This window comes from Klebsiella aerogenes KCTC 2190 (genome assembly GCF_000215745.1).
GTDB classification, from domain to species: domain Bacteria; phylum Pseudomonadota; class Gammaproteobacteria; order Enterobacterales; family Enterobacteriaceae; genus Klebsiella; species Klebsiella aerogenes.
The window spans coordinates 3,074,663-3,090,341 of the sequence record NC_015663.1; the positions used below are offsets into that span (position 1 = coordinate 3,074,663).

Annotated in this window: 20 protein-coding genes; 8 read left to right on the forward strand and 12 right to left on the reverse strand. The window is 54.3% G+C overall.

Going from position 1 to position 15,679, the window contains the following annotated elements; all coding sequences use genetic code 11:
• Positions 1–19 precede the first annotated feature (19 nt).
• The 3 genes from galE to modE form a co-directional block, all read right to left on the reverse strand.
• Positions 20–1,036 (reverse strand): UDP-glucose 4-epimerase GalE, encoded by a 1,017-nt coding sequence (galE, locus tag EAE_RS14575; protein ID WP_015367648.1) that lies wholly within the window; start codon positions 1,034–1,036, stop codon positions 20–22.
• Between the two features lie 206 nt (positions 1,037–1,242).
• Positions 1,243–2,718, reverse strand: a complete 1,476-nt coding sequence (gene modF, locus EAE_RS14580) for a molybdate ABC transporter ATP-binding protein ModF (RefSeq protein WP_015704776.1) — start codon at positions 2,716–2,718, stop codon at positions 1,243–1,245.
• Positions 2,719–2,785: 67 nt separating this feature from the next.
• The gene (modE, locus tag EAE_RS14585; protein WP_015704777.1) at positions 2,786–3,574 is read right to left on the reverse strand and encodes a molybdenum-dependent transcriptional regulator; all 789 of its coding nucleotides are present in this window, start codon (positions 3,572–3,574) and stop codon (positions 2,786–2,788) included.
• 153 nt (positions 3,575–3,727) lie between these two features.
• Here modE and EAE_RS14590 point away from each other — a divergent pair, with 153 nt between their 5' ends.
• The 4 genes from EAE_RS14590 to modC all read left to right on the forward strand — a co-directional run bounded on the left by EAE_RS14590 (position 3,728) and on the right by modC (position 6,528).
• Complete coding sequence (locus tag EAE_RS14590; RefSeq protein ID WP_015367645.1) at positions 3,728–3,877, forward strand: AcrZ family multidrug efflux pump-associated protein; 150 nt, start codon at positions 3,728–3,730, stop codon at positions 3,875–3,877.
• Positions 3,878–4,004: 127 nt separating this feature from the next.
• Entirely contained in the window at positions 4,005–4,781 is a 777-nt protein-coding gene (gene modA / locus EAE_RS14595) for a molybdate ABC transporter substrate-binding protein (RefSeq protein WP_015704779.1), read from the forward strand.
• Positions 4,778–5,467, forward strand: a complete 690-nt coding sequence (modB, locus tag EAE_RS14600) for a molybdate ABC transporter permease subunit (RefSeq protein ID WP_015367643.1) — start codon at positions 4,778–4,780, stop codon at positions 5,465–5,467. Before modA ends, modB begins: the two co-directional genes overlap by 4 nt.
• A gap of 2 nt (positions 5,468–5,469) precedes the next feature.
• Positions 5,470–6,528, forward strand: a complete 1,059-nt coding sequence (gene modC, locus EAE_RS14605) for a molybdenum ABC transporter ATP-binding protein ModC (protein WP_015704780.1) — start codon at positions 5,470–5,472, stop codon at positions 6,526–6,528.
• Here modC and EAE_RS14610 read toward each other — a convergent pair whose 3' ends face one another.
• Positions 6,529–7,347 (reverse strand): pyridoxal phosphatase, encoded by an 819-nt coding sequence (locus tag EAE_RS14610; protein WP_015704781.1) that lies wholly within the window; start codon positions 7,345–7,347, stop codon positions 6,529–6,531.
• 184 nt (positions 7,348–7,531) lie between these two features.
• Here EAE_RS14610 and pgl point away from each other — a divergent pair, with 184 nt between their 5' ends.
• The gene (pgl, locus tag EAE_RS14615; RefSeq protein WP_015704782.1) at positions 7,532–8,527 is read left to right on the forward strand and encodes a 6-phosphogluconolactonase; all 996 of its coding nucleotides are present in this window, start codon (positions 7,532–7,534) and stop codon (positions 8,525–8,527) included.
• Between the two features lie 60 nt (positions 8,528–8,587).
• On the opposite strand, the gene EAE_RS14620 is transcribed toward pgl, so the two are convergent.
• From EAE_RS14620 to ycgZ, 3 genes are all read right to left on the reverse strand, one after another.
• Complete coding sequence (locus EAE_RS14620) at positions 8,588–8,854, reverse strand: biofilm development regulator YmgB/AriR family protein (protein ID WP_015367639.1); 267 nt, start codon at positions 8,852–8,854, stop codon at positions 8,588–8,590.
• 47 nt (positions 8,855–8,901) lie between these two features.
• Complete coding sequence (locus EAE_RS14625) at positions 8,902–9,204, reverse strand: hypothetical protein (protein WP_026612370.1); 303 nt, start codon at positions 9,202–9,204, stop codon at positions 8,902–8,904.
• A 65-nt stretch (positions 9,205–9,269) separates the two neighbouring features.
• Positions 9,270–9,515, reverse strand: coding sequence for a regulatory protein YcgZ (gene ycgZ / locus EAE_RS14630; RefSeq protein WP_015367637.1), 246 nt, complete (start codon positions 9,513–9,515; stop codon positions 9,270–9,272).
• Positions 9,516–9,824: 309 nt separating this feature from the next.
• Between ycgZ and EAE_RS14635 the strand changes: the two genes are divergently transcribed.
• Positions 9,825–11,036 (forward strand): diguanylate phosphodiesterase, encoded by a 1,212-nt coding sequence (locus EAE_RS14635; protein WP_015704783.1) that lies wholly within the window; start codon positions 9,825–9,827, stop codon positions 11,034–11,036.
• Between the two features lie 156 nt (positions 11,037–11,192).
• Positions 11,193–11,927 (forward strand): MerR family transcriptional regulator, encoded by a 735-nt coding sequence (locus tag EAE_RS14640; protein ID WP_015704784.1) that lies wholly within the window; start codon positions 11,193–11,195, stop codon positions 11,925–11,927.
• A 53-nt stretch (positions 11,928–11,980) separates the two neighbouring features.
• On the opposite strand, the gene EAE_RS14645 is transcribed toward EAE_RS14640, so the two are convergent.
• Together EAE_RS14645 and EAE_RS14650 are read right to left on the reverse strand one after the other, a co-directional pair.
• Entirely contained in the window at positions 11,981–12,535 is a 555-nt protein-coding gene (locus EAE_RS14645) for a helix-turn-helix transcriptional regulator (protein WP_015367634.1), read from the reverse strand.
• 28 nt (positions 12,536–12,563) lie between these two features.
• Positions 12,564–12,776: a hypothetical protein gene (locus EAE_RS14650; protein WP_015367633.1), complete on the reverse strand. Its 213-nt coding sequence runs from the start codon at positions 12,774–12,776 to the stop codon at positions 12,564–12,566.
• A gap of 391 nt (positions 12,777–13,167) precedes the next feature.
• Here EAE_RS14650 and blc point away from each other — a divergent pair, with 391 nt between their 5' ends.
• Positions 13,168–13,701: an outer membrane lipoprotein Blc gene (blc, locus tag EAE_RS14655; RefSeq protein WP_015704785.1), complete on the forward strand. Its 534-nt coding sequence runs from the start codon at positions 13,168–13,170 to the stop codon at positions 13,699–13,701.
• Here blc and EAE_RS14660 read toward each other — a convergent pair.
• The 3 genes from EAE_RS14660 to EAE_RS14670 are packed head-to-tail and all read right to left on the reverse strand — an operon-like array spanning position 13,698 to position 15,580.
• Positions 13,698–14,492, reverse strand: coding sequence for an anti-sigma factor family protein (locus tag EAE_RS14660; RefSeq protein ID WP_015704786.1), 795 nt, complete (start codon positions 14,490–14,492; stop codon positions 13,698–13,700). The genes blc and EAE_RS14660 overlap by 4 nt on opposite strands.
• A complete protein-coding gene (locus EAE_RS14665; RefSeq protein WP_047075772.1) occupies positions 14,489–15,022 on the reverse strand; it encodes an RNA polymerase sigma factor in 534 nt (177 codons plus the stop codon). The genes EAE_RS14660 and EAE_RS14665 overlap by 4 nt, the downstream gene beginning before the upstream one ends.
• Before the next feature lie 18 nt (positions 15,023–15,040).
• A complete protein-coding gene (locus EAE_RS14670; protein ID WP_015704787.1) occupies positions 15,041–15,580 on the reverse strand; it encodes a tetratricopeptide repeat protein in 540 nt (179 codons plus the stop codon).
• Between the last annotated feature and the right edge of the window lie 99 nt (positions 15,581–15,679).

The following is a 15,679-nucleotide window of genomic DNA, read 5'->3' on the forward strand; positions in this document are numbered from 1 at the left end:
GAGCCTTACCTTTAGGCTATTAGTCCGGATAACCCTGCGGATGACGGGACTGCCAGTGCCAGGTGTCCTGCGCCATTTCGTCAAGGTTGCGCGTCACGCGCCAGTTCAGCTCGCGGTCGGCTTTGGCGGCATCAGCCCAGTAGGCCGGGAGATCGCCATCGCGGCGCGGCGCGAAGTGATAATTAATCGGTTTACCGCAGGCTTTGCTGAAGGCGTTGACCACGTCCAGCACGCTGCTGCCGACGCCTGCGCCGAGGTTGTAGATATGTACGCCAGCTTTGTTCGCCAGTTTTTCCATGGCGGCGACGTGACCGTCGGCGAGGTCCATCACGTGGATGTAGTCGCGCACGCCGGTGCCGTCTTCGGTCGGATAGTCGTTACCGAATACCGCCAGTGATTCGCGACGGCCAACGGCAACCTGCGCGATATACGGCATCAGGTTGTTTGGAATGCCCTGCGGATCTTCGCCCATATCGCCTGATGGATGCGCGCCGACCGGGTTGAAGTAGCGCAGCAGCGCGATGCTCCAGTCTGGCTGGGCTTTCTGCAGGTCGGCGAGGATCTGCTCAACCATCAGTTTGCTTTTACCGTAGGGGCTTTGCGGGGTACCGGTCGGGAAGCTTTCAACATAAGGGATCTTCGGCTGGTCGCCGTAGACGGTCGCGGAGGAGCTGAAAATAAAGTTTTTAACGCCGGCTGCGCGCATAGCGGAAACTAATTTAAGTGTACCGGTGACGTTATTGTCGTAATATTCCAGCGGCTTGGCGACGGACTCGCCGACGGCTTTCAGGCCGGCAAAATGGATCACGGCTTCGATAGCGTGATCGTGCAGAATTTCCGTCATCAGCGCTTCATTACGAATATCGCCTTCGACAAAGGTGGCTTTCTTGCCGCCGAGACGTTCAATGACCGGCAATACGCTGCGTTTACTGTTGCAGAGATTGTCGAGAATAATCACATCATGTCCCTGCAGCAGCAGCTGTACGCAAGTATGACTTCCAATGTAACCGCTACCACCTGTGACCAGTACTTTCATGATTCGCTCCAATAGGCTTATCGTGTGAGAAGAAGATAGCATACCAAAGAAGGGAAAAGTGTGACACAGGCCAAAATGGTGGAATCGTTTACACTTGATGTGATATTAAGACTGATTTTAGTTAATTCTTTATAAAACAGATAATTGTGGTGATTATTGGTTATTTCTCTGAAAAAATACAGGGATCCGCAGACCCCTGTATAGCGCTATTCTGCCAGCGGACCGAGGCGGTAAGTGTAACCGTCTCCACTGCGAATGAACTCCAGACGGTGGGTAATGCAGTCAGGGGCATCTTCGGCATGATGCGATACAAACAGCAGCTGCGTGGCCCCTTCGCCAATTAAAACATCAACAAAACGACGTACCAGTTGACGATTCAGCGGATCCAGTCCCTGTAACGGTTCATCGAGTATCAGCAGGGTCGGGTGTTTGACCAGCGCGCGAACGATCAGCGCCAACCGCTGCTGCCCCCACGACAGACTATGGAACGGCGCGTCGGCGGTGCGTTTATCAATGCCGAGAATATCCAGCCAGCGCTGGACCAGCTTGTGCTGCTTATCAGAGACCGCCTGATAAATGCCTATCGAATCAAAGTAGCCGGAAAGGATCACGTTACGCACGTTAGTGCTGACGCGGTATTCCAGATGCAGGCTGCTGCTGACATAGCCAATATGTTTTTTGATATCCCAAATAGTCTCACCGCTACCGCGACGGCGGCCGAATAGCGTCAGGTCGTTGCTGTAACCCTGTGGATGGTCGCCGGTGATCAGGCTCAGCAATGTGGATTTGCCCGCGCCGTTGGGGCCGACAATCTGCCAGTGTTCGCCGGGGTTCACCGTCCAGCTTAGCTGGTTAATGATCGCTTTATCGTTATACGACACCGTGCCGTCGTTAAGGACGATAAGCGGAGCGTTCGCCGCTAAGTCGTGCCGGGCGGCGGGGGCATCCGGTTCTGGTAGCGTCATACCGGCAAGTTTTTCGCTATGCGCCAGTTGGGCAACCAGCGCCTGTTGTAATAACGCCTGTTTCTCGCCGGTTTCGCTCAGCGTGCAATCCGCCAGCACCCCGGCATATTCAATGAATTCCGGGATCTCATCGAAGCGGTTGAGTACCAGTACCAGGGTGATGCCTGCCTGATGCAGGCTGGCCAGCAGGTCGGCCAACTGTTGGCGCGAAGCGACGTCCAGGCCATCAAACGGCTCGTCGAGAATCAGCAGGTCTGGGTCGCTCATCAGCGCCTGGCAGAGGAGCGTTTTGCGGGTTTCGCCCGTCGACAGATATTTAAAGCGCCGCGTCAGCAGGTGGCTAATACCAAACTGCTCCGCCAGCCGGGTACAGCGTTCCGGGTCGCGTCTTTCATCTTCGATGATTTCCGCGGTGGTGCGACCGGTATCTTCTTCGCCGGGACTGAGCATATCGGTGTTGTTACGTTGCCACTCGTCGCTGACCAGTTTCTGCAGCTGTTCGAAGGAGAGGCGAGTGATACGCTGAAATGCGCTTTCGCGCTGCCCGTTTAACAGAGTCAGTTCACCGGCCAGCGCTCTGGCCAGCGCCGATTTACCGCTACCGTTACTGCCGACGAAAGCCCAGCTTTCGCCAGCGCGTAGCGTGAGGCGATCGATATGTAAGGTTTTTATATCGCTAAGGCGAAACGTACCTTGCGAAATTTGCAATGATGACATTGTGTATCCCACTTTTTGCAGCGTTGTGCTTCAGGGATACGTCTTCACGGCAATAAAGTCAATGCCATTAGCATAAGGTTGCCAGAATGATGCGATCGGCATTGAAGTAAGCGATCGCCTGCGCGCCTTCCTGCAAACCGTCGGTTTGCGCCGTTGACAGCGTGGCGCACAGGTTTTGCCCATCCGGCAACGCCATGATGACTTCGCACCGATCCGGCCCGCGTTCAATGTGGCTGATGCGCCCGGTAAGCTGGTTGTCCGCCTGCTGCGCCACGGCGTGGTCAAGCGTGATGCCGACCCACGGCGCTTTCAGCAACACCAGCACTTCCTGGCCTTCAGTGAGCCCGAGGCGGTCGGCGCTTTGAGCGGTAATGGCGACTTTAAAACGGGTCTGGCCGTCCGCCAGCAGCACGTCGACATGTTGCTGTACCTGCTGGTGGTCGCGACCGGTGATGGTGCCGAACCACTGGTTGCGGGCGCTGGTTTGTAACGAGAAGCGGGAAATCGCCGCCAGCAAGCTGTCGAGGGGCAGGGCGTCATCGTCGCTTAGTACGTCGAAGGCTTTTTGTTGAATCTGCGCCAACAGATCGTATAACTGAATCAACCGCTGTCCATAGCGGGTCAGCACCGCGCCGCCGCCGCCTTTACCGCCGGTGGCGCGGTCGACCAGCGACTGTTCGCTAAGCTGGTTCATTTCGTTGATCGCATCCCATGCGCTTTTATAGCTGATACCGGCATTCTTCGCCCCCTGGCTAATAGAACCGGTCAGGTCAATCTGCTTGAGTAAGGCGATCCGGCGGGGATCGGCGAACAGGCGCTGCTGAAGCTTAAGCGTAAGTAGGATTTCGGCCTGCATAATCAATTCCTGACGTAAAAAGCATATTGTGAACGATAGCGCCCATCTTGCAACAGGCATCTGCCGCGGCGGCGGCGAGGCACCGCACAAATGGGGCGTGTTTTTCCGGCTGAAATGGTTACAATGAAGTATTCGTACTATCTGGAGCCAACCATGTTAGAGCTGTTGAAAAGTCTGGTATTTGCTGTCGTCATGGTACCTGTGGTGATGGCGGTCATCCTCGGTCTGATTTACGGTCTCGGCGAAGTGTTCAACATTTTCTCCGGCGTCGGTCATAAAGACAGCAGCCAGCAAAATCACTGATTCCCCAACGCCCGGCTCGCCGGGCGTTTTCTTTTGTACCTATCCTGATTATCCCTAAATCGCGCTGGGAAATCCTGAGCATAGTCGTTATATTATTCGCTACATAACGAACACACAGGAGTTTCCAATGGCAGGTCAATGGTCGCGTTTTCTGACCGGAGCGGCTTTAACGCTCTGCGTTTCTGGTCATGCGCTGGCGCAGGACGGCAAAGTTACCGTCTTTGCCGCGGCGTCGTTAACCAACGCTATGCAGGATATTGCGCAAGCCTATAAAAAAGAGCACCGCGTTGAAGTGGTCTCTTCCTTTGCTTCTTCCTCCACGCTGGCGCGGCAGATTGAAGCCGGCGCCCCCGCCGATCTGTTTATTTCTGCGGACCAGAAATGGATGGACTATGCCGTAGACAAAAAATCAATCGATACGGCAACCCGCACCACGCTGCTGGGTAATAGCCTGGTGGTGGTCGCGCCGAAAGCCAGCGATCGCAGCGATATCACCATTAATGATAAAACCGACTGGGCCAGCCTGCTGCAAGGCGGGCGTCTGGCGGTCGGCGATCCGGATCACGTACCGGCGGGGATCTACGCGAAAGAAGCGCTGCAGAAACTGGGGGCCTGGGAGACGCTGTCGCCGAAGCTCGCGCCGGCAGAAGACGTGCGCGGCGCGCTGGCGCTGGTGGAGCGCAACGAAGCGCCGCTGGGCATCGTCTACGGCTCTGATGCCGTCGCCAGCAAGGGGGTCAAAGTGGTGGGCACCTTCCCGGAGGATTCGCACAAAAAAGTCGAGTATCCGCTGGCTATCGTTGATGGGCATAAAAATGCTACCGTAACCGCGTTTTATGACTACCTCAAAGGCCCGGAAGCCTCGGCTATCTTTAAACGTTACGGATTCACCACACAGCAATGATTTTAAGCGATCCCGAATGGCAGGCGGTACTGCTGAGCCTGAAAGTTTCATCCCTGGCGGTGGTTTGCAGCTTACCTTTTGGGATCTTTTTCGCCTGGCTGCTGGTGCGCCGCCATTTTCCCGGCAAAGCGTTACTCGATAGCATTATACATTTACCGCTGGTGCTGCCGCCGGTGGTGGTTGGCTATCTGTTGCTGATTTCCATGGGGCGGCGCGGCTTTATCGGTAGTTGGTTATACGACTGGTTTGGTCTGACCTTCGCCTTCAGCTGGCGGGGGGCGGTGCTGGCGGCGGCGGTGATGTCATTTCCGCTGATGGTGCGGGCGATACGCCTCGCGCTTGAAGGGGTGGACGTGAAGCTTGAACAGGCGGCGCGCACCCTCGGGGCTAATCGCTGGCGGGTATTTTTCACCATCACGCTGCCGTTGACCCTGCCGGGCATTATTGTCGGTACGGTGCTGGCTTTCGCCCGTTCGCTGGGAGAGTTTGGCGCGACGATCACCTTTGTCTCAAACATTCCTGGCGAAACGCGCACCATTCCTTCCGCGATGTATACCCTGATTCAAACGCCCGGCAGCGAAGGCGCCGCCGCGCGGTTATGCATCATCTCTATTGTCCTGGCGCTGGTATCGCTGCTGGTGTCTGAATGGCTGGCGCGCCTTAGCCGTAAGCGGATGGGAAAATAACTATGCTGGAGCTCGATTTTAGCCAGACGTTGGGCAACCACTGCCTCGAAGTGCATGAAACCCTGCCCGCCAGCGGCATTACCGCTATTTTCGGCGTCTCGGGCGCGGGCAAAACCTCGCTGATTAATGCGATCAGCGGGCTGACGCAGCCGCAGCAGGGGCGAATTGTGCTCAATGGCCGGGTGCTCAATGACGCGCGACAGCGCATCTGCCTGGCGCCGGAGAAGCGGCGTATCGGTTATGTGTTTCAGGACGCGCGGCTGTTTCCGCACTATAAAGTGCGCGGCAACCTGAAATATGGGATGGCCAAAAGCATGGCCGCGCAATTTGACAAGCTGGTGGCGTTATTGGGCATTGAGCACCTGCTCGAACGGCTGCCCGGTAGTTTGTCCGGCGGGGAAAAACAGCGGGTGGCGATTGGCCGCGCCCTGTTGACCGCGCCGGAATTGCTGCTGCTGGATGAGCCGCTGGCCTCGCTGGATATTCCGCGCAAGCGCGAATTACTCCCCTATTTACAGCGGCTGGCGCGCGAGATCCATATCCCGATGCTGTATGTCAGCCACTCGCTGGATGAAATTCAGCACCTGGCCGATAACGTGCTGGTGCTGGAAGCGGGAAAAGTGAAGGCGTTTGGCGATCTCGAAACGGTGTGGAGCAGCAGCGTGATGCATCCGTGGCTGCCGCAGGAGCAGCAGAGCACGATTCTTAACGTCTCGGTGATCGCGCAGCATCCGCAATATGCAATGACTGCGCTGGCGCTGGGCGATCAGCAACTATGGGTTAATCAGCTGGCGCGGGAGCCGGGCGAAGCGGCGCGTATTCGTATTCAGGCGTCGGATGTGTCGCTGGTGCTGGAGCACCCGCGACAGACCAGTATCCGTAATATCCTGCGCGCGCAGGTCGTTGGCTGCGTGGAAACCAACGGCCAGATCGAGGTACAGCTTACGGTCAGCGGCAAAACGCTATGGGCGCGAATTAGCCCATGGGCGCGGGATGACCTGGGCATCACCCCAGGTCAGTGGCTGTATGCGCAAATTAAGAGCGTATCGATCGCGGCCTGATTACAGCAGGTTACGATTGATAAAGTCGGCGATGCTGGTTGTTTCGTTTTCGCCGATCACCACGTTGGCCCGTGCTTTGACTTCCTCAACCGCGTTACCCATCGCCACGCCGGTCCCGGCGGCTTCCAGCATGCTGAGGTCGTTGTAGTTATCGCCAAAAGCGATGACGTCCTGCATGGATAATCCTTGCGCGGCGACCCACTGCGCCAGGCGTTTGCCTTTGCTGTTGCCGGCGCGGGCGATATCAACCTGATCGTGCCACGACCATTCGCATTCCAGGCCCAGATTCTGGCCGACGGTCTGCGCGAAGGCCTGCAGTTTCGGGATATTTTCATCGGTGAGGGCGAATTTCCATACCGCTTGTACTTCACGCGCCGCCTGCGCCAGAGAATCCACCTGGGTGAAAACCGGGCGCTGTTCAACCGGCAGCGACTGCGCCCAGTTAGTGGTGCGGATCACATGGCCGGTCGGACGTTCATAAAGCATGGCGTCATCGACGTACATCAGACCGTGAATATCGTGTTCGGCGAGCAGGCTGGTGAGGCTGAGGGCCTTATCCACCGGCATCGGATCGGCTTCGAGAACCTTTTTTGCATGATAATCATACAAATAGGTACCATTACAACAAATTGCAGGTGTATCGAGAGCCAGTGCCTGATAAAAAGGATGGATAGCGACGTGATGTCGGCCGGTTACAACGATCACCTGATATCCAGCCTCCCGGGCGCGAGCCAGCGCATCGAGCGACGCCGGAAGAATCGTTTTTTTCGAGGTCAGTAGGGTGCCGTCTAAATCGAGGGCGATCACGCGTGAGGTCATGTGTTGGTTCCGGTAAATGGTGAAAAAGGGTCTGCCATGATGGTACACGGCTTCGTCTCAGGGGCAAATTTTTCAGCATCTACCGTTAAAAGCGTCTATACCATTCATCGTTGCGCCGCGCGCCGGATGAAATGTATAACGATGTCCACGAGCAGTTTCACGAGCAGTGAGGAAAGGAGTAGTCATGAAACAAACCGTATATACCGCCAGCCCGGAGAGCCATCAGATTCACGTCTGGAGCCTCAATGCTGAGGGAAATCTGACATTGGTTCAGGTTGTTGATGCCCCGGGCCAGGTGCAGCCGATGGTGGTAAGCCCGAACAAAGAGTATCTCTATGTCGGCGTGCGTCCGGAGTTTCGCGTCCTGGCTTACCGCATTGCGCCAGATAATGGCGCGCTGACTTTCGCCGGCGAAGCCGCGCTGCCGGGGAGCCCGACGCATATCTCCACCGACCATCAGGGCCGTTTTGTTTTCAGCGCATCCTACAATCAGGGCTGCGTGAGCGTGACGCCATTGATTGACGGCCTGCCGGGCGAAACGGTCACCGTCGTCGAGGGGCTGGAGGGCTGCCACTCGGCCAATATTTCACCGGACAACCGCACGCTATGGGTACCGGCGCTGAAGCAGGATCGTATTTGCCTGTTTAATCTGAGCGATGACGGCTATCTGGCCGCGCAGGAGCCGGCGGAAGTTACTACCGTGGAAGGCGCCGGTCCGCGGCATATGGTGTTCCATCCGAACCAGCAGTATGGCTACTGTGTGAACGAGCTGAACAGCTCCGTTGACGTGTGGGAGCTTAAAGATCCGCACGGGAAAATTGAGTGCGTACAGACGCTGGATATGATGCCGCCAGATTTTACCGGCGTGCGTTGGGCTGCGGATATCCATATTACGCCGGATGGCCGTCATCTTTATGCCTGCGATCGTACCGCCAGCATTATCACCATCTTTAGCGTTTCTGAAGACGGTAGCGTACTGTCTATTGAAAGCTACCAGCCGACCGAAGCGCAGCCGCGCGGCTTTAATCTCGATCACAGCGGTAAGTATCTGATTGCCGCGGGGCAGAAATCGCATCATATCGCGGTTTATGAAATTGCCGGCGAGCAGGGGCTGTTAAAAGAGAAAGGGCGTTATGCTGTTGGTCAGGGCCCTATGTGGGTAGTGGTTAACGCGCATTAATTTGCTATTGATAGAAAAAAACCTCGCGCCGGCGAGGTTTTTTTATTCGGACTGACAGCTTTAAATATCATCCATCGTATAGCCGACGACAATTTCCAGCGTCTTGCGAATCACATCCGCGGTAACCACGTTATCGGTGGTTTCCAGCGCATTGATCAACCATAAAATAAGCGCCTTATTGCTCAGATGTCCATCTGAGCTGAGGATACTGTCGATTGCCAGCGACATTACCGCAGATTCATCGACTAATTTATCTCCGGCGCTGCGGAAATATTCTGAGAGCGCTGTATCCTGCAGTCCTGCGTAAATATCTGATTGCTGATGCATAGTCTGTCTCATCATATTCTCACTTGTTTAGTAAACTTGTTCGGGGATCAGTGTATTTTTTTGCCCGTCGGTTCGACGTTACTATCCACAACAACGGCTCTGTTTTCCCACTGGCCGTTAATCTTTTTAATGACCGGCGCGTGATTACCGCGCGTCGTGAGTCTGACGCTAATTTCATCGATAACGGCAATAATTGCATTCCTTCGCTGGCGGTTCGTTTCCGCTGCCTGCATTAACCGAAGTTTGACTAGCAGCGTCGGAATATTAATTGGCCGGTTTGTTTTAAGAAGAGATAAAACTGCCTCGCCAATAATCTCATCGCTAACCCGATCTGATTGACTGCTTTTCATCATCGTCCCTCTGCATGCCAGGTTGTTCCTGTAGGCCCGGTCAGGTGCAGGCCGACAGTCAGCGTTTACTCCTGACGCTCAAACAGCAGGCCAATCAACGTTTGATAATGATTTTCTTCTTCCGGGGCTCGTGCGACGTCAAGACGGCTCAGTAACTTGGTGCAAAGCGCTTTGCGGTTTAAATGCCGCCCTTCGGTGAGAATGTCCATCACGATTTCGCCCAGCGTCTCCTGCTGAGAAGGTAACGATGCTTTGTTGAAATACTGGGCTATCGCGTTCGCTGTATCTGGAATGTAACCATTCTGCTGCATATGCGCTCCTTTAATTTCACTCATCTGTTAACTGTGAGTAAACTTATACAATAATTTGTAACTTGTACATAGCGTATTGCGCAATAAATCGTGTCTGGAGTATATTTGATTGAAAATTATTGATAAATTTGTTGTTTTTTTATTTTGTGTAAAATTGCAATGAGGGTTTTAAGCGTGACGGATTGTACAAGATTGTGCGGCCTGGCGGCGTTGTGTGTTCAAATTTTGTTAATATAAATACTTGTTTCGCAAGACGTATCGAACAGTAACTGCTACTGTGAATGCTTATACCTCTCATCTGGAACCGCTATGCTCACCACCATCATTTATCGCAGCCATATCTGCGACGATGTCTCATTCAAATCGCTCGAGTCGATGGTTGCTGCGGCTAACGAGAGAAATGGTCAGGCGGATGTCACCGGTATTTTACTTTTTAACGGTACGCATTTTTTCCAACTCATTGAAGGACCGGAAGAAAACGTACAGCAAATCTATCGACATATTTGCGCCGACCCGCGTCATTACAATCTGGTGGAGCTTCTGTGCGATTACGCGCCGGCTCGCCGCTTTGGTAAGGTCGGCATGGAGCTGTTTGATTTAAGGGAACACGATCGCGACGCGGTACTACAGAACGTGCTGGATAAGGGGACGACAAAATATCAGCTGACTTACGACGACCGGGCGCTGCATTTTTTCCGTACCTTTGTCGAAGCGACGGAAAAAGAGAACTATTATGAAATTCCGTCAGCTGATAGCTGGGATTTTACTGCTGATGAGAGCTCGTTTTATCCGGCCGTACCCTGTATCGACGGCGCTGAATCATGCTGTTTTGCTTTTCAGCCGGTGGTTGACCCCTTTGCCTGCGAAATAATCTCCTGGGAAGCGCTGCTGCGTACCGTTGACGGAGAACCGCCCGCAGCCTATTTTGCCGGTTTGTCAGGCGATGAGATTTACGTCGCGGATCTGCAAAGTAAACGGGTTGCGCTGGCCATTGCCGGTAAGTTAGGCCTGCGTGAACGTACGCTGACCATCAATCTACTGCCGATGACGCTGGTGAAAGTGGCGGATGCGGTGCCATTCCTGCTAACGGAAATTCAGCGCAACGATTTGATTCCGGAACAAATTATTGTTGAATTCACCGAGCGTGAAGTGATTTCGCGAATGGATGAGTTTACCGATGCCGTACGCAAATTGAAGGGGGCGGGAATACGCGTCGCTATCGATCACTTTGGCGCCGGTTTTGCCGGGCTATCGCTGCTGGCGCAATATCAACCGGATCGAATTAAAATTGACCAACAGCTGATCCGCAACATCCATCGTGACGGGCCGCGTCAGGCTATCGTGCAGGCGATTATTAAATGCTGCCACTCGCTGGAAATTGCCGTATCGGTGGTTGGCGTTGAGCAGGCGGAGGAGTGGATGTGGCTGGAGGCGGCGGGTATTTCTCATTTCCAGGGAAATCTGTTTGCCAGCCCGCGACTGGGTGGTCTGCCGGCTATCGCCTGGCCGGGGAAAATATGATCCCTCCTGGGATAGCGTAAACATACTTTCATCCTTTTTCCCGCACGCTGTGAGCTGCAACCTGATATCTTTATCTGTACAAGAAAAGAGAGTTGTACAGTATGCCTAAATTCGTTAGTTTAGGCGCTAAAGTATCAGGTTGAGATAAGGCGGCTTATGGCTTTTTACAGTATCGGTGAAGTAGCCGAGCGTTGCGGAATCAATCCGGTCACCCTTCGAGCCTGGCAGCGGCGTTACGGTTTGCTGAAACCGCAGCGTAGCGAAGGCGGGCACCGTCAGTTTGATGAAGAAGATATTCAGCGAATCGAAGAAATTAAGCGCTGGATAGAACGTGGCGTTTCAGTGGGCAAGGTTAAAGCGCTGCTGGAAGGCCAGCTACCTGCCGCCCGTGACGAATCCGCACAGTTGCAGGAAGAGATGATGAGTATCCTGCGCTATATGCAGCCGGCAAAAATCCGCGCCAAAATCACCGCATTAAGCCATCAGCATCCCGTCGACACCCTGCTTGATAGCCTGTTCGCGCCGGTGCGCCAGCGGCTGAAGCTCGATCAAAACACTTCAATGGTCATCAGCAGCATGTTGGATGGCATATTGATTGATTGCGTGGCGCTGTTTTTAGCGGAATCGCGTAAAAAAAATGGCAAGGAGACGCTGCTGGTGGGGTGGGGGAATGAAGACCGCACCGGCCTATGGCTGGAAGCCTGGCGTCTTTCGCAACGCGGTTGGCATGTTAACGTGCTGGCGGAACCGTTAGAATCTCCCCGCCCGGAGCTGTTTCCTGGACAACATATTTTCGTCTGGACCGGGCGCCCCGCCTCGCCGCTGCAACTGGAGCTGCTGGGCCACTGGCAGGAACAGGGCTTTAGTATTCACTTCCACGGTAACGAATAAAAAAACCTGCCTTGCAAGTGAGGCAGGTTGCTGTTTGCTTACGTCGCGCGTGCTCACAGATGGATTTGACTCCAGGACTTAAATGTTTCGCTACGGCTGATATTAAAGAAATCGGTCCTGCCGCTGCAGCCCAGTTTTTTTATCAGATTCAAACGGATTTGATAAATTGTCTTAATATGCAAGTTTAGCGAGCGACCAATGCTGGCAATGGCTTCGCCATTACTGATGAGCTGAATGACCTTCTTTTCTCGCTCGGTAAACTGTATCAGTTCGCCAGGAGAAGTATGCGATTTATAATAACGGGTCGGTTGATTGAGAAATGTTTTTAATTCAGCAGGGGTCGATCTGGCGGGAATGCGTAACATTGGCAGTTCGCTAAGGAAATTAAGATCGTTGCCTTCGGTTAATAAAATAAAAATCGTTTCCCGACGATTGTATTTGTGTTGCAACACCGAGAAATAGCTATCGCTGGTAAAGAAAACATGCTTTTTGCGAAAGCAACTTTCTGGCAGCGTGCGCAGAATAAGGCTGATACCACTCATCAGAAAGTGGTTGTCAATCCACAGGTCATAGCGTTCGGAACAAATGTGCGTGTGTTTACTGAACATTTTGGTCTCCACGAAGCGGATGGACGAATTAATGACGAATACCACAGCGCAGAATATCCAGCGCCTGTAAATAGATATCAGCAAGTATTTCATTACTTTCTATTTGTAACCGTTGATTAATCTCACTAATTAATTGAAGATCGTCAACGGTTTTATTTTCCTGTAATAAGCTATTTTCTATGTTTTTCAGCAATGCGCAGTTAGCTATAAACTGCACAGGGATCGTATTTTTGATATGCATAAGCCTGAATCTCCCACGCGATAAATAAAAGCCGCTGGCGTAAACGATTTGCACATCGTTTACGCCAAAACATTGCGGACAGGCAACGGTAAAACAGGAACCACCTCAAAATAACCGCGGCGTTGGCGCAGAGTGCTGACCCGAGCGCGCGCGTAAAATCGAGCTACCCGTCAACTATAGACGCTCAGAGGAAAGTTGTACAAATTTCTGCGAAATAATTTGTACACATTAGCGATGTGTTAATGTGATTTTGTTTATGTCTTTGATTTTTTGTGGTTTTTATTTTTGCACTCTTGTACAAGTAAGGCGGTAAATCTCTCCGAAAAACGCAGAATGCGCTTCGCGCAGGGTTATACTTGTCTGCCGAGAAAGTGAAAAAGAAGGGAATGCGATGAAACTATGGCCAATTTTGACCGGGGTAGCGGTATCGCTGGCGTTGGTCGCCTGTAAAACCCCAACGCCGCCTCGCGGGGTAAAACCGATAAACCATTTTGACGCCAGCCGTTATCTGGGGCGCTGGTATGAAGTCGCGCGTCTGGAAAACCGTTTTGAACGAGGTCTGGAGCAGGTGACGGCTACCTACAGTATGCGTGACGACGGCGGCATTCGCGTACTCAACCGAGGATTTGACCCGCGCAACAAACGCTGGCGCGAGAGCGAGGGCAAAGCCTATTTCACCGGCGCTTCCACCACGGCAGCGCTGAAAGTCTCTTTCTTCGGCCCCTTCTATGGCGGATATAACGTGATCGCGCTCGACGAGGATTATCAATACGCGCTGGTGAGCGGTCCAAACCGCGACTATTTATGGCTGCTTTCGCGCACCCCGGATATTCCGTCCCACATTCGACAGCAGTACCTTGCCCTGGCCGCTGAGCTCGGTTTTGCGGTTAACAAACTGGTGTGGGTGCCGCAGGCGAAGGCTTAAACTATCGCTTGCCGCAGGGTGTGCGCCGCATCGTTGAGCACGGGCGCCGGCATACGGCCGATCAGCGCAAACTGGTAGCCGCCGTGGCGCCACCAGCGCAGGTTCATGCCCTGACGCTGCTCATTTTGCGGCGGTGAGGCGGATTGCCGGGCGGCGGGTGAAATACAAAGCGCGACCGGGCCGTAACCGGTATGCAGCCAGAGGATTTGCGTGATCGAGGTACTTTCGTAGCGCAGCATACGGACCATTTTCAGCTCCGCCTCAGGCAAGGCGAGCTGGCGTCGTTCTAGCAACAGTCCTGTATCCTGCGCCGAACGACGCAGGCCACGGTCGAGCATCGCGGGTGAATTATCAACATCGGCCACGGTTTCCGCGCTATATAGCGACATGTACTGGGCTTCAAGACGGCGAATATTCTCGTCATCGTCTTCCTGCGGCTCAGGCCGCCAGAAATAACTTGCTGCGCTACCGATAACCAACAGGCCCAATGAGGCGGCAATCAGCGCGCGACGGCTGAAGCGCGCCTGATTTTGCGCTTTACTTTTCGGCCCGGTGAGGTAGGGCGCCAGTTTCGCCTGCATCCGCGCCACGGGCGCTTCATCAATCAGGGCGGCGAAAGCATGTTGATAAGGCTGATGATTATTCATTAACCTGGCGGTGCGGCTGGCGAGCTGCGGGTCGCGGGCAAAGGTTTCGCTAAAACGGCGGGCGTCCTCCGCGCACATTTCGCCATCAAGCCAGGCGACAATGGCCTCGTCCTGCCAGGGTGGGGAAAAGCGAATAGGGTTCATGAGCGTTTCTCCTGCGCCGGGGGCGAAATCGCCGGCGTTTTGGCCAGTGTTTCCCGCGCGGCGGCCAGCCGACTCATAATGGTGCCAATAGGTACCGATAGCGTCTCGGCGGCTTCCTGATAACTAAACCCCTCGACATACACCAAAAAGACGGCATTACGCTGCGCCTCGGGCAGTTGATTAACCCGCAGCATAAGTTGCCGATAGCGCCACCGCGTATCGTCCTGTTCGCCCGGCTCGGGGGCGGCCAGCTCCTCACACTCGACAAACCCCTGGCCGAGGCGAACCTGGCGGGCGCGCAGCTCTGAAATCCAGATTGAGTGCAAAATGGCGAATAGCCACCTGTCGATGCGGGTGCCGGGGGTAAACTGCGCGCTCTTTTCGAGCGCGCGAAGGCAGGTGGCCTGCACCAGCTCCTCGGCGACGTCGCGGTTGTGCGAGAGTACGAGGCCGTAGCGCCACAGGCGAGAAAGATGGGCGGCAAGTTGGCTATCAACGATACGGTTAGCGATGTTCTTATCCTTATTGATTCTGGCGAATCACGACTATCAGGATTCCGGATGTCCGTTTATTGCCGACTGAAGATCGCGGTACTCTTCGCAGCTTTGGCCGCAAATGCCGGCGATGGCCGCCAGCTGCTGTTTGGCCAAATCGGGGAGTCCTTTGACCATCCACGCCTCGCCAAGGTATTCGCGGGCTTTCGCGTAGTCCGGTTTCAGCGCCAGCGCCCGCTGATAATAGCCAATTCCTTCATCGGTTCTGCCGAGCTTACGGGTGGCGTAGCCGCGATAGTTCCACGCCTCAGGCGTATTGGCGTTGTGCAGCGTATCCAGCAGGTTAAGTGCGGCCTGATATTCGCCTTTTTTCGCCAGATGCCAGGCATAATTGGTTTTATCCTCATCGCTAAGGCTACTGGTTTTCTGCGGGACGCATTTTTGGCTCACGCTGTCGTAGGCCTGACCGCTCGGGCAATCCGGGGTTTGTTTGCTCGGGCTGTTATCGCCCATGGCCAACGCCGCCGGGGTATATAACAAAAATAGCAGCGCCGGAACGACTAAGCGCCTGATGGGAGAAATTCGTGCGTTCATGGTGGCCTCCAGGTGAGTGAGAGACGCGATAAGGCATCGCGTTGCCGGTACTGAAGAGTAAACGCGCGAGCGGGAGGATTTATTCGCCGTTGGCGAAAA